At 66.6% G+C, this 19,073-nt stretch carries 18 protein-coding genes; 12 read left to right on the top strand and 6 right to left on the bottom strand.

Annotation, left to right across the window (positions count from 1 at the left end):
- The first annotated feature begins 55 nt into the window (after positions 1–55).
- Positions 56–1,636: an EAL domain-containing protein gene (locus AC1DFU_RS16210; protein ID WP_441590860.1), complete on the top strand. Its 1,581-nt coding sequence runs from the start codon at positions 56–58 to the stop codon at positions 1,634–1,636.
- A 26-nt stretch (positions 1,637–1,662) separates the two neighbouring features.
- Here AC1DFU_RS16210 and AC1DFU_RS16205 read toward each other — a convergent pair whose 3' ends face one another.
- Positions 1,663–2,055, bottom strand: coding sequence for a lysozyme inhibitor LprI family protein (locus AC1DFU_RS16205; protein ID WP_441590861.1), 393 nt, complete (start codon positions 2,053–2,055; stop codon positions 1,663–1,665).
- 134 nt (positions 2,056–2,189) lie between these two features.
- Positions 2,190–3,023: a class I SAM-dependent methyltransferase gene (locus AC1DFU_RS16200; protein ID WP_092297805.1), complete on the bottom strand. Its 834-nt coding sequence runs from the start codon at positions 3,021–3,023 to the stop codon at positions 2,190–2,192.
- A 141-nt stretch (positions 3,024–3,164) separates the two neighbouring features.
- Here AC1DFU_RS16200 and AC1DFU_RS16195 point away from each other — a divergent pair, with 141 nt between their 5' ends.
- Positions 3,165–3,731 (top strand): TetR/AcrR family transcriptional regulator, encoded by a 567-nt coding sequence (locus tag AC1DFU_RS16195; RefSeq protein ID WP_092297808.1) that lies wholly within the window; start codon positions 3,165–3,167, stop codon positions 3,729–3,731.
- Between the two features lie 49 nt (positions 3,732–3,780).
- Entirely contained in the window at positions 3,781–4,740 is a 960-nt protein-coding gene (locus tag AC1DFU_RS16190; protein ID WP_441590863.1) for a quinone oxidoreductase family protein, read from the top strand.
- 6 nt (positions 4,741–4,746) lie between these two features.
- On the opposite strand, the gene AC1DFU_RS16185 is transcribed toward AC1DFU_RS16190, so the two are convergent.
- Positions 4,747–6,144 carry a GAF domain-containing sensor histidine kinase gene (locus AC1DFU_RS16185; protein ID WP_441590865.1) on the bottom strand — a complete coding sequence of 466 codons (1,398 nt, stop codon included), beginning with the start codon at positions 6,142–6,144 and terminating at the stop codon, positions 4,747–4,749.
- A gap of 334 nt (positions 6,145–6,478) precedes the next feature.
- Here AC1DFU_RS16185 and AC1DFU_RS16180 point away from each other — a divergent pair, with 334 nt between their 5' ends.
- The 7 genes from AC1DFU_RS16180 to AC1DFU_RS16150 all read left to right on the top strand — a co-directional run bounded on the left by AC1DFU_RS16180 (position 6,479) and on the right by AC1DFU_RS16150 (position 14,615).
- The gene (locus AC1DFU_RS16180) at positions 6,479–7,171 is read left to right on the top strand and encodes a TetR/AcrR family transcriptional regulator (protein ID WP_092297817.1); all 693 of its coding nucleotides are present in this window, start codon (positions 6,479–6,481) and stop codon (positions 7,169–7,171) included.
- Between the two features lie 2 nt (positions 7,172–7,173).
- Positions 7,174–8,028 carry an FAD binding domain-containing protein gene (locus tag AC1DFU_RS16175; protein WP_092297820.1) on the top strand — a complete coding sequence of 285 codons (855 nt, stop codon included), beginning with the start codon at positions 7,174–7,176 and terminating at the stop codon, positions 8,026–8,028.
- Positions 8,009–10,834 carry a molybdopterin-dependent oxidoreductase gene (locus AC1DFU_RS16170; protein WP_092297823.1) on the top strand — a complete coding sequence of 942 codons (2,826 nt, stop codon included), beginning with the start codon at positions 8,009–8,011 and terminating at the stop codon, positions 10,832–10,834. The genes AC1DFU_RS16175 and AC1DFU_RS16170 overlap by 20 nt, the downstream gene beginning before the upstream one ends.
- A 21-nt stretch (positions 10,835–10,855) precedes the next feature.
- Complete coding sequence (locus AC1DFU_RS16165) at positions 10,856–12,139, top strand: MFS transporter (protein WP_092297826.1); 1,284 nt, start codon at positions 10,856–10,858, stop codon at positions 12,137–12,139.
- Between the two features lie 86 nt (positions 12,140–12,225).
- Positions 12,226–12,888 (top strand): response regulator transcription factor, encoded by a 663-nt coding sequence (locus tag AC1DFU_RS16160; protein ID WP_441591167.1) that lies wholly within the window; start codon positions 12,226–12,228, stop codon positions 12,886–12,888.
- A gap of 131 nt (positions 12,889–13,019) precedes the next feature.
- Entirely contained in the window at positions 13,020–13,754 is a 735-nt protein-coding gene (locus AC1DFU_RS16155) for a sensor histidine kinase (protein ID WP_369823503.1), read from the top strand.
- Positions 13,755–13,784: 30 nt separating this feature from the next.
- Positions 13,785–14,615, top strand: a complete 831-nt coding sequence (locus AC1DFU_RS16150; RefSeq protein WP_441590868.1) for an alpha/beta fold hydrolase — start codon at positions 13,785–13,787, stop codon at positions 14,613–14,615.
- Between the two features lie 27 nt (positions 14,616–14,642).
- On the opposite strand, the gene AC1DFU_RS16145 is transcribed toward AC1DFU_RS16150, so the two are convergent.
- Positions 14,643–14,918: an FmdB family zinc ribbon protein gene (locus AC1DFU_RS16145; RefSeq protein WP_092297832.1), complete on the bottom strand. Its 276-nt coding sequence runs from the start codon at positions 14,916–14,918 to the stop codon at positions 14,643–14,645.
- Positions 14,919–15,147: 229 nt separating this feature from the next.
- Between AC1DFU_RS16145 and AC1DFU_RS16140 the strand changes: the two genes are divergently transcribed.
- Positions 15,148–15,675, top strand: a complete 528-nt coding sequence (locus AC1DFU_RS16140) for a DUF3016 domain-containing protein (RefSeq protein WP_441590870.1) — start codon at positions 15,148–15,150, stop codon at positions 15,673–15,675.
- Here AC1DFU_RS16140 and AC1DFU_RS16135 read toward each other — a convergent pair.
- Positions 15,672–17,078: a sensor histidine kinase gene (locus AC1DFU_RS16135; protein WP_092297838.1), complete on the bottom strand. Its 1,407-nt coding sequence runs from the start codon at positions 17,076–17,078 to the stop codon at positions 15,672–15,674. The genes AC1DFU_RS16140 and AC1DFU_RS16135 overlap by 4 nt on opposite strands.
- A 19-nt stretch (positions 17,079–17,097) precedes the next feature.
- Positions 17,098–17,802 carry a response regulator gene (locus AC1DFU_RS16130; protein WP_092297840.1) on the bottom strand — a complete coding sequence of 235 codons (705 nt, stop codon included), beginning with the start codon at positions 17,800–17,802 and terminating at the stop codon, positions 17,098–17,100.
- A gap of 202 nt (positions 17,803–18,004) precedes the next feature.
- On the opposite strand from AC1DFU_RS16130, the gene AC1DFU_RS16125 reads away from it, so the two are divergent.
- The gene (locus tag AC1DFU_RS16125; protein ID WP_092297843.1) at positions 18,005–19,066 is read left to right on the top strand and encodes a porin; all 1,062 of its coding nucleotides are present in this window, start codon (positions 18,005–18,007) and stop codon (positions 19,064–19,066) included.
- Positions 19,067–19,073 lie beyond the last annotated feature (7 nt).

Below are 19,073 nucleotides of genomic sequence, written 5' to 3'. Positions count from 1 at the left end.
CAGGCCGGCCCACAATCAGCGGACAGTCCAGGTTGGCGGAGGGGAAGTCTTGGGCATGGCATGGCGCGACCGCTTCGAGGGATGGTCTTTCTCGCCCGTCACGTGGCTGGTGTCGTTGGTGGTGTGCGCCGTGACCACGGCGAGTGCGCTGTGGGTGGGGCAGCAGTATGCCCAGCAACTGGTGGATCGCCGCGAGTCGATCGTCGCCCAGGACGTGGTGGCCGCCATCGAGCGCATCATCGCCACCGTCGAGCGCGAGGGCGCCCTGCACGTGGCGCCGCTGGCCGGCCGGCCCTGCGCAGAGATCGGCCGCCCGCTGCGCGAGCGCGAAAGCTACATCCCCTATGCGCGCGCGGCGGCCGTGGTGGCCAATGACGTGATCTATTGCTCGTCGGCGCGCGGCGAGATCAAGGTGCCGCTGAGCTGGTATTTCGGCGATAACAAGGCCGCCGCGCGACAGCAGCGCATCGTGCTGGTCGGCCGCACGCCGTTCCGCGAACAGGCGCCCGCGCTGGTGCTGTACCTGCCCAGCGCCACCGAGCCCTCGCAGGGCGCGATTTTCCTGATCGACGGCACCTACCTCGTGGACACCCTGGCGCACGGCAAGGAATTCGGCGCCGGCACCATCGCCCTGAGCGTCGGCGAGGCCACGATGGACCAGGACGGCACCTACCGCGACGCGCCCACCGCCATCCCACGCAGCACGCTAGCCCGCTCCACCGCCTATCCCCTCACCGTGGCGGTGGCGGCATCCCCGGCGTTCTCCTCCGAGCTGTTGCACCGCTACGCCCTGTTCATCGGCGCCATCGGGCTGCTGCTCGGGCTGCTGGCCGTGGCCGGCTTCCTGGCCGTGGCCGCGCCGAAGCGGCTGCTGCTCCAGGCCGTGCGGCAGGGCCTGCGGCGTGGCGAGTTCCATCTGGCCTACCAGCCGATCGTGGCGGTCCGCACGCGCGAGACCATCGGCGTGGAAGCCTTCCTGCGCTGGCGCCACCCGCGCTGGGGCATGATCCCGCCCTCGTCGTTCATCGAAACGGTGGAATCGACGGCGGTGATCGACGACATCACGCGCTTCGTCCTGCATCAGGCCGTGGACGACATGAACCGCTACCGCCCGACGCGCGCGCTCCATGTGGCCGTGAACGTGGCGCCGCTGAACCTGCGGCGCAAGGGCTTCGCGGCGGAACTGGCGGCATTGCAGGCATCGATGCCGGACGGCTCCGGGCTGGTGATGGAAATCACCGAGCGCCACCTGCTGGCCGACCACGGCGCGGCCATGGAGGCGTTCGACCGCCTGCACCACGCCGGCATCCGCCTGGCCGTGGACGACTTCGGCACGCGCAACAACAACCTCGACATGATCCGCAACTTCCCGTTCGACTACCTGAAGATCGATCGGCAATTCACCCAGGACGTCTCCCCGGACGGCCGGGCCCTGCTGCGCAGCATCGTGGCAATGGCCCACCACTTCCGGCTGGTGGTCATCGCGGAAGGCATCGAATCAGAAGCACAGCACGCCTTGCTGGCCGAAGTCGGCGTCGACTGCGCCCAAGGCTACCTGTACCGCCGCCCGGCCAGCGCCCGGGAGATCCTGGGGGATGGGGAGGTGCAGGAGTCGAAGGCGGTGGTGGCGGCTTAGGTGGTGGCGCAGGGGGGCCATCACATTTACTTCAAAGGCAGGTCGACCGTGGCCCGCTGAAGCTGGTCGGCGCGCCAGTGGTTAAGCTCGGCCTCACAGGCCAACCGCCAGATTTCCAACGCGTTGCCAATCGCGCCGCCGCCCAGCGCTGCGGCAAGCGAGCACTGATCCTTGCGATAGGTGGCAAAGGCTTTCGTGCTGGCAGCCAATCGCACTTTTGCGAAATTGACGTATTTGGGGTCTTCATCCCATCCGGCAAGTCGGCCACTGGCCTCCGCCTCGGCAGCCTTCAATGCTTTCCGACTTTCGTCGACTTTCGCCACAAGGCATTCGCGCATGCCAGCCTGCGAATACGCTCCGCACGCTTCGCGCAAGGTCCGCTCGTTGACCGTGGCAGCGGGCGCCGCGTAAACCGGCATTGAACCAAGTGCCAGCCATAGGGCGACGAATCTTATTGCGCGCATGATGTCGGAGTGCCTCTCAAAAGCGATGTCATATCAAGCCGGCCATCCTATTCAATTGCGCGATAGCGGCCAATGACACCCGACAAACCTCACCCCTCCGCCCCAATCATCCAGCACGCCACATCCAGCCTGACTGTCTCGCCGTGCACGTACGGGTCGAACGCCGGGCGTACTACGTCGATGATGGCTTTCTGCCGGGTTTCGTCGAGGTTGGGGAGGATGCGGCCCAGGGGGCCGAGGCGGGTGATGTAGGTGAGCAGGTCTTTTTCGGCGAAGGTGCAGGTGACGTCGATGGGCTGGAGGTCGATGTCGTGCCAGCCACTGTCTTTTAGGATTTGTTCGACGCGGGCGGCGTTGGCGAAGGCGAACTGACCGGGGGCGTTGGGTTGGCGCGGGGGCAGTTCGGGCAGCAGCGGGGCGGCGGCCTGTTCGGCGGTGGTCATGAAGGGGTTTTCGCCGGCGCTGCGCCAGGCGATGACGCGCAGCAGCCCGTTGGGGCGGAGGGCTTGGCGCAGGTTGGCGAAGGCGCGCACCGGGTCGTCGAAGAACATCACGCCGAAGCGGGACACGATCAGGTCGAAGCTGGCCGGGGCGAAGGCGTGCGTCTGGGCATCGGCGAGGATGAACTGCGCCGGCACCTGCTCGCGGGCGGCGCGGGCCTGGGCGGCGGTGATCATCGGGGCGGAGATATCGATCCCGGTCGCATGGCCGGCCGCCCGGGCCACGGCCACGGTAGTGCCGCCGGTGCCGCATCCCACGTCCAGGACGGCGCGCGCCTGATGCTCGGCGGTGGTCCGGGCCAGCAGGTCTTCGAACGGGTGGAACAACTGGTCGAGGATCGCCTGGGCATCGACCCAGGCATTGCCGGCCGTGCCATTCCATAGCGCGGTCTGGGAGTCATCGGTCGGGCGGGTGGCATCCATGCGGGTCTCCGGGTGGTCTGGCGTTGTCTGCACGCGTCGAAGCCAGCAATATGCCAGTTGCGCCGCGCCCCGCCGGATGCCCTCACAATCGAAATGGCCGGAATTCTTGACTTATCGTTCCAGAACGCCTAGATTTCACCCATGGCCAGACCAAGAGAATTCAACAAGGACGAAGTCCTCGACGCGGCAATAGGCGTGTTCGGGGAGCATGGCTTCGCGGGTACGTCCACCGAGATGCTGACCGCCGCCATGAAAATCGGGCGGCAGAGCCTCTACGCCACGTTCAACGATAAATGGCAACTGTATTGTTCCGCGGTGGAGCGCTATGCCGGGGCGGAAACGCAGGCGCACATTGCCACGCTATACAGCAATGCCAAGGCTTTCGAGGGCATCCAGCGGATGGTCGAACGGGTGGTAATCCACGCCGGCGAGCCGTGTCTGGGCGTCAGTTCGATCAGCGAGTTTGGTACCGAGCGCGCGGACCTGACCCAGATTCGTCATGATGCCGCGAACGTCCTGGCCAAGGCCTTTACCGCCAGAATCAAGGAAGCACAGGTTGATGGCGATATTGCAGCGGATCTCGATCCGCATCACATCGCCGGATTCCTGCAGGCGAATTTCGCTGCCATTCGGCTCGCTGCCCGTGCTGGAGCCGGCGAGGCGGAATTGCGCACCTTTGGAAAGCTCACGCTGAAAGCGCTGCGGTGAGCTGTTTTTTTTCTCTATTTTGGAACGAACGTTCAAGAAAGGATGACAAATGAAAGTCGTAATGCTGAATAGCCCGGACGTGATCGATGTGGTCGAGGCGCCCATCCCGGTGCCTGGAAAAGGGGAGGTACTGGTCGAGATTGCCGCTTCGGGCGTGAATTTCATGGACATTGGCGTCCGGCGGGGGGAGTTCTGGACGGAAATGCCTTACCCGAAGGCGCTGGGCGTCGAAGGTGCCGGACGGGTGGTGGCCACCGGTGAAGGCGTCGATGACATCCAGCTCGGTCAGCGCGTGGCCTGGGCTTACGCGCCCGGCAGCTATGCCGAGATGGCCGTGGTCCCGGCAACCTCCCTGGTGCCCGTGCCCGATGGCATCGACGATCGGACTGCTGCCTCCATCATGATGGCGGGGCTGACCGCCAGCCACTTCGCGACCGAGTTCTATCCCGTGCAACCTGGCGACGTCGCGCTCGTACACGCGGCGGCCGGTGGCGTTGGGCTGCTGCTGACGCAGATCATCAAGCTCCGGGGCGGCCGGGTGATTGGCCGCGTATCGTCGGAGAGCAAGGCGGTGATCGCGCGGAATGCCGGAGCGGACCACGTCATCGTGGACAAGGCTGGCCAATTTGCCGAAGAGGCCGTGCGCCTGTCCGGCGGCGAGGGCGTGCACGTCGTCTATGACGGCTCCGGTCCCGCGACCTTTCAAGGGTCAATGGATTCGCTCCGGGTTGCAGGGACGTTCTGCTGGTTCGGGCCGGTCCTGGGTGGCCCCGGTCTCATCGACATCATGAGCCTGCCGAAGAGCGTCAAGCTTGGCTACGCGGTCTTCGCCCATCATGTGCGTACGCCGGAACGCCTTCGGGCGCACGCGGCGCAGCTCTTCCGGTGGGTCCTCGACGGCAAGTTGCGCACGACCATCGGCGGTGTTTATCCGCTGGCGGCCGCCGCGCAAGCCCATGCCGAAATGGAAGGGCGGGCGACCACCGGCAAGCTGCTCCTGGTGCCGTGAACGTGCCTATTGCATCGCGCTCCAGAGGGCAGGCAGGCGCGGCAGCGTGATGGTGGCGCGCGTGCCGCCTTCCGGACGCGGGGTCAGGTCCAGTTGACCTTGATGCGCGTCCACGATGGCCTTGCAAATGGTCAGGCCCATGCCCATGCCGTTCGGCTTTGTGGTGAACAGCGGCTCGAAGATGCGGTCCGCCAGTTGCGGATGGAAACCTTCGCCGCCGTCGTCGATGTCAATGCGCAGCACGTCTTGCGAGGGGCTGCATGCCAGCACCAGCAGTCTTTCGCCAGCCGGCTGCCCATGCATGGATTCCGCGCCGTTGATCAGCAGGCTGATGATGGCCTGTTGCAATTGCACACGTTCGCCGCGTACCTGCGTCGAAGGCGGGAATGCATCGAGGCGCAAATGCACGTTCATGGCATCGAGCGTGCAGGCGACGATCTCTGCCGCCTCTCGAACGGCCTCGCCGAGGTCGAAGGCGGTGAAGGTCGGCTCGACCTGGCGCGCCTGCGCGCGCAGGCCGCTGATGATGGTGCGGGCGCGCATGGCGCAGGCGGAGATGTGCGCGAGCATTTCGCGGGCGGCATCGATGTTCGGGGTGCTGCGATCGAGCCATCTCAGGCCGGCCCGGGCAGAGGAGTCGAGGGCCGAGACGGGCTGCGCAACTTCGTGCACGATCGACGCCACCATCTCCCCGAGCGCCCTGAGCTGGCTGGCACGCGCCAGTTCCGAGAGCGTATCGCGCATTTTTTCCTCGGTACTGCTCAGCCGCGCGCCCTGCACCGAAAGCGCGTCATGAAGGCGCGCGTTTTCCAGGGCGAAGCTGGCCTGCAAGGCAATGATCTCGACCACGGCGATCTTTGCCGGGGTAAAGGCGCCTGCCGCGTGCCGGTGTTCCAGATACAAGGCGCCGACCGCCGCGCCATCGCACCGCATCGGCACGCAGACTACGGAGCGGGGCGCGCAACGTCGGACATAGTCGTCGACCCCCCAATGATGCGCGGCGCAGGCATCGTGGAGCGCCAGTCCGCTCTGCATGCGGATGGCTGTCGACAGGATGGACAGCGGCAGGTCGGCCATAGGCAGGGGCTCGGTACAAAAGGCCTGGGCGTCCGATGCCGTGGCGCTGGCTACGGTCTCCCAGCTGTCTGCGTGCACGACCGCGATAAAGCCCCACGTGGCCTCCGTGCTTTGCATGGCGGCATGGAGCAGGGTGCCCAGGCGCCTGGCCGGCATGACCTCCGTGGCCAGGGTCCGGGAGGCCCGCCGTAGCGTGTGCATGTCAAGGTCGGGTAGCCATGACGATGGGGGGCCATCGATTGCTGGCGCGGTTTCGGCGGCGCTCCTCTCGGAGGCCGGTTTCCAGGCCGGCGCGGTGCGCCGGGAATTGTCGAGTTCGTTGTTCATTCTTCTTGCCTCTCGCCCACCTGTCGTGGACCCCGTTCAACCTGGATCCGTTCACTTCATGTAGTGAACGCTCCATTAACCAACGTTAGCACATCGGCGTTGACAATGACAGATGGAAATCTGATGAGGTGTAGATTCCAGCTCGCCTAACCGAGGTGACTATTGATTCTAAGCTGTTGAACTACAACGGTATTTCGTCGCTAACTTGCAACTGCTTTTAGGGCCATGTATGATCATTCACTCATGTAGCACTCACTGTATGAAAATTGCAGTACGAGTTCTGGTCGGAGAATGTTGGTGCGGCGGATCGGCATGCCGCCACCATAGGAGTGATATGACCCCAGCAGGAAAAAAGGCTGTGCGCGGAACCGGCATTCGGGAAGCGACGGCGCAAGCCACCCGCGACAAGATTCTTCGCGCGGCGACCAAGGTCTTCGCTCGATACGGCTACGAAGGCGGCAGCGTGGAAAAGATCTCCAGCCTGGCGAAGTCTTATGACCGGATGATCTATTACTACTACGGGAGCAAGGAGGGGCTGTTCGTCGCGGTGCTGGAAGACATCTACCGGCGAATGGACGAGGCCGAAGCCAAGGTGGCGCCGGATCCGGCGAGGCCGGTGGAGGCGCTCGAGATCCTGATCCGGTTCAAGCTGGACTACTACCGGCGCAATCCCGAGTTCGTCAATCTGCTCAACACGGAGAACCAGCACAAGGGCCGGCATGTGTCCAAGCTGGAGCGCCGGGGCGAATATTCGGCGCATGCGGTGCAGATCGTGGCCCGGATACTGGCGAGTGGCGCCGAGCGGGGTCTGTTCCGCCCGGACCTGAATGCACGCGATGTGTTCCTCCTGATCGCATCGGCGGCCTATTTTTATACGTCGAACCGCTACACCTTGTCGGTGTTCCTTGGCGAGGAACTGGATACCCCGGAAGCGGTGCGCCATTGGGAAGAATTTGTGATAGATAGTGTGTTGCGCGCCGTCCGCGCGGATGCCCCCGCCCCGGCAATGCCGCCTTCCGCCCCATAGCCATGAACTATTTCCGTGCCCACACCGTCGAGGAAGCGCTCGCAACGCTTGCGGATGATCCGCGGCGGCGTGTGGTCTGCGGCGGAACCGATGCCTTCGCCGATCTGGCGCTCGTGCCGGCCCGGTCGGAATGGGTGGACATCAGCCGCATCGACGCCTTGCGCCGCATCGAGCGGAGCGATGGCTGGGTGCGGATCGGCGCCGCCAGCGCCTGGGAATCCGTCGCACTGACCACGTGGCTGCCGGTGGCGCTCCGGGACGCGGCGGCGGCCGTTGGCTCGCTGCAGATTCGCGTCCAGGGCACCGTCGGTGGCAACCTGTGCCACGCGTCGCCGATTGCGGATGGCGTGCCGCCCTTGCTGTCGCTTGATGCGCAGGTCGAACTGGCGAGTGTCCGGGGCGTGCGGCGGCTGCCGCTGCACGAATTTCTCCTGGGCGCCCGTCAGGTCGCCCTGAAGGCCGATGAACTGCTCGTCGCCATCCTGTTTCCGCTGCCGGCCGACGCGGACCGCACGGCGTTCGTCAAATGCACAAATCGTGACGGCTCGGCCCTCGCCGTGGTATCAGCCGCCGTGCGGCTGCGCATGTCCGCAGTGAACACAGTGGAGGACGCCGCCGTTGCTGTCGGCGGCGCCTCGGCGGTCGCGCTGCGGATGCCGGCACTGGAGGCGTCATTGCTGGCGCAGCGGCCGGAAGCACTGCGCGACATCATCGACGGCGCCTCGCTTGCAGCCCTGTCTCCGATAGAAGACTGCCGCGCGACTGCCGCCCATCGCACCCATCTCGCACGGCTCGCCATCATGCGCGCCTTGACCCATTGCATCGAGGAGGCCGCTCATGGCGTATCTGCTGGATGACATTTCCCTTTCCGTTCCCAACGCAGGCGCTGCCGGCGAAGCACCGACGCCGCCCGGAGAAGAGGGCTTCGAACTGAACGGCAAGCGCCTGCCGCTGCCAGCGGACCAGTCCCAGCGCCTTCTCGACTACCTGCGCACCGGGCTGCGGCAATTCGGCACGAAGGACGGCTGTCGCCAGGGTGACTGCGGAAGCTGCACGGTCCTGGTGGATGGCGAGCCGCGCTATGCCTGCCTGACCCCCGTGGGGCAGGTGGCGGGTCGCCGCGTCGTGACCGTCGAGGGACTGGCCGAAGGCACGCAGTGTGGCGCGCGGCTCCAGCAGGCGTTTCTCGCGCATCAGGCGGTGCAATGCGGCTTCTGCACGCCGGGCATGCTGATGGCGTCGGCGACGGCGATCGACGCCGGCCGCGTGACCGATCGCGCAACTGCCCGTGCCGCCATCGAGGGCGTGCTGTGCCGGTGCACCGGCTACCAGAAGATCGTGGACGCCGTGACCGAAGTCGGTTGCGGCAGCGGGGTGCGGCATTGCACCCCCCCGCCATCCGAAGGCCCCGCCGTGGGCGTGCCCCTGACTCGGCTGGATGGGCCGGAGAAGGTCGATGGGAGCCAGCGCTTCGGCGGCGACGCTTACCCGGCCAACAGTCTGGTCGTGCGCGCGGTCCGCAGCCCCCATCACCGTGCGCGCTTCGCATTCGGCGACCTGAACGCGTTCGTCGATGCGCATCCCGGTGTGCATCGCATCCTGACCCATGCCGATGTCCCCGGGATCAATCTGCATGGTGTGGCCACCCCGTACGCCGATCAGCCTGTCCTGCCGGAAGCGGAGACGCGGCACTATCTCGAAGCGGTAGCGCTGGTCGTCGGCGAGCGCGAGGCGATCGAGGCCCTGTCCCTGGCGCGCTTTCCCGTGGCGTGGGAGCCCCTCGCGCCGGTTCTGACCCCCGCAGAAGCCGTAAGCGAAGGCAGCCCGCAGCTCCATGCCAACCGTCCGGGTAATGTGCTGATCGAAGGGCACGTACGCCGCGGCGACACCGGGCGCGCGATTCAGGACGCCCGTCACGTGGTGAGCGCCACGTTCAACTCGAGTTTCGTCGAGCACGCCTACCTCGAGCCGGAGGCGGGCTGGGCGCGGCGCGTCGGCGACATGATCGAGATTCACTCGTCCACCCAGGCGCCGCACCCGCATCGCGGCGATCTGGCCCGTATCCTTGGCGTGCCGCCCGAGCGGGTGCGCGTGGTGGCCACGGCCGTCGGCGGAGGCTTCGGCGGCAAGCTGGACATGACGGTCCAGCCGCTGCTCGCCATCGCGGCGTGGCACCTCGACAGGCCCGTGGCCATGGTGTTCTCGCGCGAAGAATCGATGGGCACCTCGACCAAGCGCCACCCGGGCCGCATGACGTCTACCATGGCCGCCGATGCCGATGGCCGGTTGTGCGCGGTGGAGTTCGAGGGCGATTTCAATACCGGTGCCTTTGCCTCCTGGGGCACCGCTGTGGCCAATCGGGTGCCGGTGCACGCTGGCGGCCCGTACGTCCTGCCGCACTACCGTGCGCACACGCGTGCCATCCATACCCACATCACCCCCGCCGGGGCGTTCCGTGGCTTCGGCGTGCCGCAGACGATGATGTCGCAGGAGCAACTGATCGACGAACTTGCGCTCGCGGCGGGCATCGATCCGCTGGAGTTTCGGGCGAAGAACGCCCTGCGGCCCGGCGACTCGTTGCCGACCGGGCAGGTGCTCGACCACAGCGTGGGGCTGGTCGAATGCCTCGACGCGCTGCGTCCGGCATGGCAGGCGGCACGGAGCCGCATCGCCAGCCTGAACGCAGCCTCGCCCAGCCATATTCGCCATGGCGTCGGCATCGCCGCGTTCTTCTATGGCTGCGGCAACACGGCGTTGCCGAATCCTTCCACGGTGCGCTTCGGTGTCCGGCCGGACGGCACGGTGGTCCTGCATCAGGGCGCGGTGGACGCGGGGCAGGGCGCGAACACGGTCATTCCCCAGATCGCCGCCGACGCGCTCGGTGTTCCGGTCGACCAACTACAGTTCATCGGGCCCGACACGCATCTCACACCGGATTGCGGCCGCACCTCGGCGTCGCGCCAGACCTTCATCACGGGCCGCGCAGCCTATCTTGCCGGTACGGCCTTGCGCCACCGGCTGCTGGCGCTGGCAGGCGCGGCGGCCGATGCGAAGATCCGGGTCAGTGCGAGCGGCATCGCCATCGACGATCATGCCCTGGATCTTCGGACGCTCCCGGTCGACGCCCACGGCTATGTCGTCGCGGCGGAAGAGCGTTTCGATCCGCCCATCACTTCTCTAGATGCCGCCGGGCAAGGCAGTCCCTACGCGACCTATGCGTTCGGCGCCCAGATGGCGGAAGTGGTGGTGGACTGCGAGAGCGGACGCGTCCGCGTGCTGAAAGTGGTGGCGGCGCATGACGTGGGCCGCATGGTCAACCCGACGCTGCTCGAAGGGCAGGTCGAGGGGGCGGTGGCGCAGGGCGTCGGCATGGCGTTGATGGAGAAATACCACCCGGGCCGTCACAACAATCTGCACGATTACCTGATTCCCACGGTGCACGACATGCCCGAGGTCCAGTCGATCTTCATCGAGGCGCCCACGGCCATCGGCCCCTACGGGGCAAAAGGCATTGGCGAGCCGGCATTGGTGCCCACGGCGGCCGCCATCCTCAATGCCATCCATGATGCGATTGGCGTGCGGATCCGCGAGGCGCCTGCTACCCCCGATGTCATCCGTCGCGCGCTTGCCGCCCGCGACGCGGCATCCGGCGTGCCCCGATAGTTCCTTCGAACGGCCTAGACAATGACAACAAAAAACATTGACCAGCCCGCGTTGCCGAGCCCATCCAGCCTGGACTGGTATGCGGAACTGAGCCCGCAAGCCAGGCGGACGTTCCTGGCATCGTTCATCGGCTGGGCCACCGATGCCTTCGATTTCATGGTGTTCAGCTTTGTCCTCGCGTCACTGATCGACGTCTGGGGACTGGACCGGGGCCAGGCAGGGCTGCTGGGCACCGTGACGCTGATCTTCTCCGCGATTGGCGGATGGATCGCGGGCATGCTGGCGGACCGCTACGGCCGGGTCAAGGTGTTGCAGGGCACAATCCTCTGGTTCTCCGTCTGCACGTTCGCGATCGGCTTCGCGCAGAATTTCGAGCAGATCTTCGTGCTCCGTGCCTTGCAGGGGCTCGGCTTCGGCGGGGAATGGGCCGTGGGCGCCGTGCTGATCGGGGAGATCATCGCCCCGAAGCACCGTGGCAAGGCGGTCGGCCTGGTGCAAAGCGGCTGGGCGGTCGGCTGGGGGCTCGCGGCGATTCTCTACAGCATTGCGTTCTCGGTGCTACCCGAGTCGCTGGCGTGGCGCAGCTTGTTCTGGGTGGGCGTCCTGCCCGCGCTGCTCGTCCTGTACGTGCGCAAGCACGTGCCGGAGCCCGAAGTGTTCGCGACGGCGGCCGAGGCAAGGCGACAAGGGGTCAAGCCCGCTTCGATGTGGGTCATTTTCTCGCCGGCGTTGCTGCGCCGGACCGTGCTGGCCGCGCTGCTGTGCACGGGCATCCAGGGCGGCTTCTATGCGATGTCGACATGGCTGCCCACCTACCTGAAGCTGGAGCGGCACCTGTCCGTGCTGAACACCGGCGGCTACCTGATGGTGATCATCGTGGGCTCCTTCTGTGGGTATGTCGTCGGCGCCTATCTGTCCGACTACTGGGGGCGCCGGCGCAACTTCATCCTGTTTGCGCTGCTGTCGATCGCCTCGGTATACCTCTACCTGACGCTGCCCCTTTCCAACGCGGAGATGCTGTGGCTCGGTTTCCCGCTGGGCTTCGCGTCCTGCGGCATTTTCAGTGGGGTCGGCGCCTACCTGACGGAGTTGTATCCCTCGGAAAGCCGCGCCAACGGGCAGAGCTTTACCTACAACTTCGGGCGCGGCATCGGCGCCCTGTTTCCGAGTCTGGTCGGCATGCTCAGCCACTCCACGAGTCTTGCCATGGCCATCGCCATTTTCTCGGGGGCCGCGTACGGCGTGGTGCTGCTCATGGTCTTGCTGTTGCCCGAGACAAAGGGGCAGGCGCTGGATACCGTGTAGACCCATACCTTGGTATGGATGCGCGCCTGCCGGCGTATGTCAGAGCATTCCAGATTCACTTCTTCTATAGCGCACCGTTTCCGACCATGACTGCCCCCCACCATGCTTCCACGGCTTATCCGCAGGTGCTCGCCCAGGGCACGGTCCATATCGTGGACGACGACGAACTGATGCGCAAAGCCCTGACCAGCCTCCTGGAGTCCATCGATCTGCAGGTCCGGGCGTTCGGGTCCGTGGAGGACTTTCAGCGCGCGCCGAAAGTGATCGGCCCCGCCTGTCTCGTGCTCGATGTCCGCCTGCGCGGGCAAAGCGGGCTCGCGTTCCAGAAGTCGGCAATGCAAAAGGGCCAGCCGCACATGCCGATCGTCTTCATGAGCGGCCACGCCGATATCGCCATGTCGGTGAAGGCCATGAAGGCCGGTGCGGTCGATTTCCTGGCCAAGCCGTTCCGGGACCAGGACATGATCGACGCCGTCATTGCCGCGCTGGAGCGCGACATGCAGCAGCTTGAAACGGAGCAGTCGTTGCGCGGGCTGCGACGGTCCTGGGATACGCTGACCGCCCGTGAGCGCGAGGTCCTCCGGCATGTCTTGGCCGGCATGATGAACAAGCAGATTGCCGCGGCCATGGGCATTGCCGAGATCACCGCGAAGATTTATCGCGGCCACGCGATGCGCAAGATGAACGCGCGCACGGTGGTAGAGGCCGTTCAGATCATGCGCGCGCTGGGCGAGGCGCGCGCTGCCTAGCCCGGCCACCGGCGAAGCGTTCGCGTAAATGAAGGTTTAGGGACCGCCATCTCACCGGATGATGGCGCCTTGCACCGCGTCATGGTGATATTCCGCAGCGCCGTTTGGTTGACGGCGAACGGAGAATGCCAATGACTATGGAACCGGGAGCCCTGACGAGTGTGCTCCTGCTCGGATGCGCCGGATTGCTGCTCTTTGCACTGGTTTGTGCGCAATGGATGTACCGGCGATGCAAGGCGCGAGAATCCGAGCTGCTGACCATGCAGGCATCGTATGCGCATGACTTGCGCACGCCGCTGACACGCATGCTGCTGCGTTGCGAGATGATCGACGACGCGCCGCTGCGTCACGCCATGGAGCGTGATCTCGACGAAATGCGGGAACTCGCCGAAGCCAGCCTGTCCTGCGCGCGCATGCAGAGCGGCCTTGTACAGCCGCTGCGGAGCGTGGACGCGGATAGCCTCCTCGACGTGCTGGTCCAGGACTATCGGGATGCGGGCTGCGCACTGGCGCTGGAAGGGCAGGTGGGACGCCCGATCGTCACCTGTCCACACGCGCTGCGCCGCGTGCTGGTCAACCTGATCGACAATGCGTTTCGCTATGGCAGCGTTGTCCGCATCGCCGTTCGCATGGAGAATAGGCGCCTGCATCTGGCTGTGATCGATTCCGGACCCGGGATCGCGCCATCGGAGCTGGATGCCGTGTTGAGGCCATGGTACCGGTCGCCGCACACCGCCAGCCGGGGTCCGGGCAGCGGCTTGGGGCTGGCCATCGCCCTGCGACTGGCCAAGGCCATGCGTGGGGAGTTGAAGCTACAGAATCGGCGCGAGGGCGGCCTGGAAGCGAGCTTGTCGCTGCCGCTCTGAGCGGCGCGGATTCACTGGGGAGGCAGGATTTTGAAGGAAGACACATCGGCGGCAGCATTCGTCGCACGATTGACGGCGCAGGGCACGACCCGCGTCACGGAAGCGGCCGGGTGCCGCATGGTGTGGCGCCGCTTTGGCAGCGGGCCGGATGCGCTGCTCGTGCACGGCGGCCACGGCAGCTGGCTGCACTGGGTGCGCAATATCGAGGCGCTGGCGGCCCGCCATACGGTCTGGGTGCCCGATCTGCCCGGCTACGGCGTCTCCGGAGACCCGGTGGGGACCGACATGCCGGCGCTGGTGGAGGCCGTGGTGGCGAACTTCGCCCAACTGCCCGATATGGGCGATGTCGATCTGGTCGGCTTCTCGTTCGGCGGGCTGACGGCCTCGCATCTGGCCTCCCGCCTGCCCAACGTGCGCGGGCTGGCGCTGCTGGGGCCGGGTGGCCACGGCGGCACACGGCGGCAGACCATCGCGCTGGTCGACTGGCGCCGCGCCGGGAGCCCCGAGACGCTGGCGGCGGCGATGCAGCAGAACGTCGCCGCGTTCATGATCGCGGACCCCGCCAAGGTGGATGCGCTGGCGCTGCTCGCCTACACCGAGTCCTGCCGCGACACGCGCTTCCGCAGCAAGCAGATTTCACGCGCCGGCGGGCTGCGCGCGGCGCTGGACCGCTTCGGTGGGCCGGTGCTGATGGCCTTCGGGGAGCACGACGTGACCGCCGATCCGCCAGAGGTGCTGGCAAGCCTGATCGACGGGCGGGAAGGCCGGCGCGGCGAGATCGTGCCCGGCGCCGGCCACTGGGTCCAATACGAGGCCGATACGGCCGTCAACGCGCTGCTGCTGGCGTGGCTGGCGCGCTGAGCGGACGATAAACGTAGACTGGCCCGGTCAGCCCGAGCTGAACTTGGACCACCCCGCGCCACCCCGGCCGCCATCGGCACGCCCGGCCAGCTTCACCGGCCCGCAGCAGGCACACCCTGCACCATGGCCCGCCAACTCCGACGGCACGGCCCCCGGTGCCCCCGCCAACGCGGGCGCGGCCACCAGCGCCCGCGCCGCAGCCTTGCCACAGTGCGGGCAGCCAACCGGCTCGTCCCGCTGCGCCATCGGCCGCATCAACGCAAAATCGCCGCAATCGTCACACCGGTAGTCATAGGTGGGCATCGCTTCTCGCTGGGTCGGGAAATAAGAGGGGTTCAGCTTACGCCAGGCCTTGTGAAACGTCGATGGCGGGGAACCCGGGCGGTTAGGGGCCAGCGTTTCCCCCGCTGACCTATCCTGAAACCATCCCGGGCTCAGCGGCTTGATGCCGGGTGGCGCATGCGTTCCTGTCCCGTTTGTCCGGGCATCGTCCGTCGGCGTTCCAGGCCGTTCTTTCTGCAGGCGTGATGCCATGTCCACGTACTTTCTTCCCGTTCTGGTTGCCTTGGCGACGCTGGGGGTGTCCGGGGCGGCCGGCGGGGCGCCGGCGCCTTCGCAGGGGCAGCCGTCTTCGGCGTTGTCGGTGACGTTCATCCATCCCGAGACCTATACCGATGCCTCATGGTCGCAGTCGTATGGCAGTGACCGGCAGGTGCTCGATGACATCCGAAAGCACTTCGCCAAACTGGCGGCGCGCAAGTTGCCGGAGGGGTATTCGCTGACGATCGAGGTGCTGGACATCGATCTGGCCGGCTATATCGACTGGCGCTACGCGCAGCAGGTGCGCGTGATCCGGGATGCCACGTGGCCGCGCATGACGCTGCAATATGAACTGCGCCACGGTGACGAGGTGGTGGCCAGCGCGCAGGAGCGCATCTCGAACATGAATTTCGGTTGGGGCGTGAACCTGTACGGGCCGTCGGACCGGCTGCGCTACGAGAAGGTCATGATCGACGACTGGTTCGGGCGCCGGATCGGCAAGCTGACGGGCAAGAGCTAGGCCGCCTCGCCCCCGGCAGGCGGGAAATGAAGCGCGATGGTCAGGCCGCCGCCGGGCGTGTCGCCGAGCACGATTGCCGCGCCGTGGAGTCGGGCGATTTCCCGCACGATGGATAGCCCGAGCCCGCTGCCGGCGCGCGCTGCGCTGGCCTCCCCCCGATAGAAGCGCTGGAACACGGGTTCCCGGTCCTGCGGCGCGATGCCGGGGCCGTTGTCCTCCACCTGTAACCGCGTGCCGCGCACACGCACCGTCACCATGGCGCCAGCGCCCGCGTAGCGCACCGCGTTGTCGATCAGGTTGCCGAGTAGTTCCTGGAGGAGTTCGGGCTGGCCGTCGATCTCATCCTGCGCGTCGCCAGCTTCGGCAACGTCTCCTTCGAAACCCAGATCCACCCCGTCCCGCCGGGCGAGTGGCGCCCAGTCCAGGGCCACCGCCTGCGCCAGCGCGCCGAGCCGCAGCCGGTGGAGCGTGGGCGCATAGCCGCTGTCCGGCTCCAGCCGGGAGAGCGACAGCAGCTGCTCCACCTCCTTCGCCGCCTGCCGGACCGAACTGTTGAGGCGGGCCAGATGCGCCCGCGCGCCGGCCAGTTCGCGTTCGCGCAGCGCCAGTTCCGATTCGGCCTGGATGATGGCCAGCGGCGTCTTGAGCTGGTGCGCGGCATCGGCAAAGAAGCGCTTGCGCCCCTCGACCATGCGCTGGAGCCGCGCCACGTACTGGTTGACGGCGTTGACCAGCGGCTGGGTCTCCACGGGCAGCGTGGCGGCGTCCAGCGGCTGGAGGTCGTCCGGGCCACGCGCGCTTATCGCCTCGGACAGCCGGTGCAGCGGCCGCAGCCCGCGCCGCACCCCGAACCAGACGATGGCCAGCGCCAGGCTGACCAGCATCAGCTCCTGCAGCAGCGATCCCATCAGGATGTCATTGGCCAGTTGCGCGCGCGGCTCGGTGGTCTCGGCCACGAGCACCCAGACCAGTTGCGTGCGCGCGGAGCGCACGTCGTGCAGCGGCAGCGGCATGGCGGCCATCCGCACCGGCTCGCCGCGATAGTCGGCATCGTAAAACTGCGTGCGATAGAGCGCGCGCACGGGTTGGGCCGGCATCGGCAGGGCCGGATAGCCGGTGATGGTGGCGCCGGTCTCGTCGCGGATCTCGTAGTAAATGCGCGAACCGGCTTCGGCGTCGAAGACTTCGAGGGCGAGGTAGGGTACCTCCACCTCCACGCGGCCGTCGCGCAGACTAATGCCCTCGCGCATGGCCTTGAGCGAGGCGGCCAGCGTGCGGTCGAACGCCTCGTGGGCGGCGGCCATGGCGCGGCGGTCGGTCAGCCAGGCGTCGAGCGCCAGCAGCCCGAGCAGCGGCAGCAGCAGCCACAGCGAGAGCTGCCAGCGCAGGCTCGCCGATTTCATCGCCGAGGTCCTGACCGGCTCACGGCTGGGCGGCGAGGTTGGCGTCCTCGGGGGCCGGGGCGCGCACCTCGAGCAGGTAGCCCAGCCCGCGCAGCGTGACGATGCCGACGCCGCTGCCTTCCAGCTTCTTGCGCAGCCGGTAGACGTAGATCTCGATGGCGTCCGGGTTCACCGACTCCTCGATGCCGAAGATCTTCTCCGATAGCGCGGCCTTGTTGACGGCCCGGCCATCGCGCATCAGCAGGATCTCCAGCACCGCGCGCTCGCGCCCGGTCAGCGCCAGCAGTGTGCCGTGCAGCGTGAAGGCCCGGCTGACGGCGTCGTAGTGGAGTGGCCCGCAGTGCAGCGCGGTGCGGTCGTGGCCGTGGCTGCGCCGGATCAGCGCGCGGGCGCGGGCTTCCAGTTCGGTCAGGGCGAAGGGCTTGGCGAGGTAGTCGTCGGCGCCGAGGTCCAGGCCGCGCACGCGGTCTTCGACGGAACCGTGCGCGGTCAGGATCAGCACCGGCACCGGGTTGCGCCGCTGCCGCAGGCGCCGCAGCACTTCCAGGCCGTCCAGGCGGGGCAGGCCGATATCGAGGATGGCCAGCGCGTAGTCCTGCGTGGAGAGCAGGTTGTCGGCGCTCGCGCCGTCGTGCATGCAATCGACCGTGAAGCCGCTCTGGCCCAGGGACTCCACGAGGGAGGCGGCCAGTTTCAGGTTGTCTTCGGCAAGCAGGATACGCATGGCAGGGGGACGGCAGTAGCGGCAGGGGAACGGCAACAGCGCGTGATTGATACCGGGAAGCAGCGGGGCGGGCTAGCTAGGGAAAGCCCCAATCCGCACGCCCGCAACGGTCCGTATTTGAAGGATTTTCGAAAGCGATCTGAAAGTGAGCCTCCCATACCATTCGCGCCGTTCACTCACAAAAAAGACACAGGAGACAGGCATGAAACGGATGGCATGGGTCGTTGCCGGGATGGCTTGCGTTGCTACGGGCGGTGCGGCAGCGCAGTCCAGCGTCACGCTGTACGGCATCGTGGATTCGGGCGTGGAGTACCTCAACCACGCCGGGCCGGGCGGTGGTTCGGCAGTCAAGGTGATCTCGGGCGGCAAGAATACCTCGCGCTGGGGCCTGCGCGGCACCGAGGACCTGGGCGGCGGCCTGAAGGCCGTGTTCCAACTGGAAAGCGGTATCGCCATCGACACCGGCAAGCTGGACACCGACAACACACTGTTCGACCGCCGCGCCACCGTGGGCCTGCAGAACAAATGGGGCCGCCTGCTGCTGGGCCGTGACTTCACCACGACCTACGATTTCATGCTGCCGTTCGACCCGATGGGCTACGCGCCGAACTACTCGTGGGCGACCTCGTCCACGGCGTCGGGCGGGCGCAAGGACGGCATGTTCTCGCGTGCGACCAATGTGGTTCGCTATGACGGCACGTTCGGCGGCGTGAAACTGGGCGCCACGGTTTCGCTGGGCGAGGTGCCGGGCGAGTTCAAGTCTTCGTCGAAATACGACGTCGGCGTCGGCTATTCGTCGGGCGGCTTCGCTACCGCCGTGACCTGGGATCGCCAGAACGGCGCGGGCGGCAGCACCACGCCGGCCGATACGATGGACTATATCCAGGGCGTCCACGCCGGCCTGAGCTATGACTTCGGCTCGCTTGCGCTGTACGGCGGCTACCGCAATTACAAGCGCACCTTCACGAACGGCGCGGCCTCGCAGCTGAGCGACCTGTACTGGGTGGGCGCGGCGTACGACTTCACGCCGGCCTTCACGCTCTACGGCGCGGTGTACAAGCAGAACATCAAGGGCGCGACGGACGGCGATCCGATCCTGTTCTCGCTGCGCGCTCAATACAATCTTTCCAAACGCACCATGGCCTACCTGTCCGCAGGCTATGCCAAGGCGCGCAACGGTCAGACCGTGAGTCTCTCGCGCGACTTTGTGGGCTCTGCCAACAATCAGGTCGGTGTCACGGCGGGTCTCCAGCACCGCTTCTGATTCTTCA

Source organism: Cupriavidus sp. 10L45, from assembly GCF_056395225.1.
Note: the sequence above shows the minus strand (reverse complement) of the source record. Positions and strands in the feature narration are given on the sequence as shown.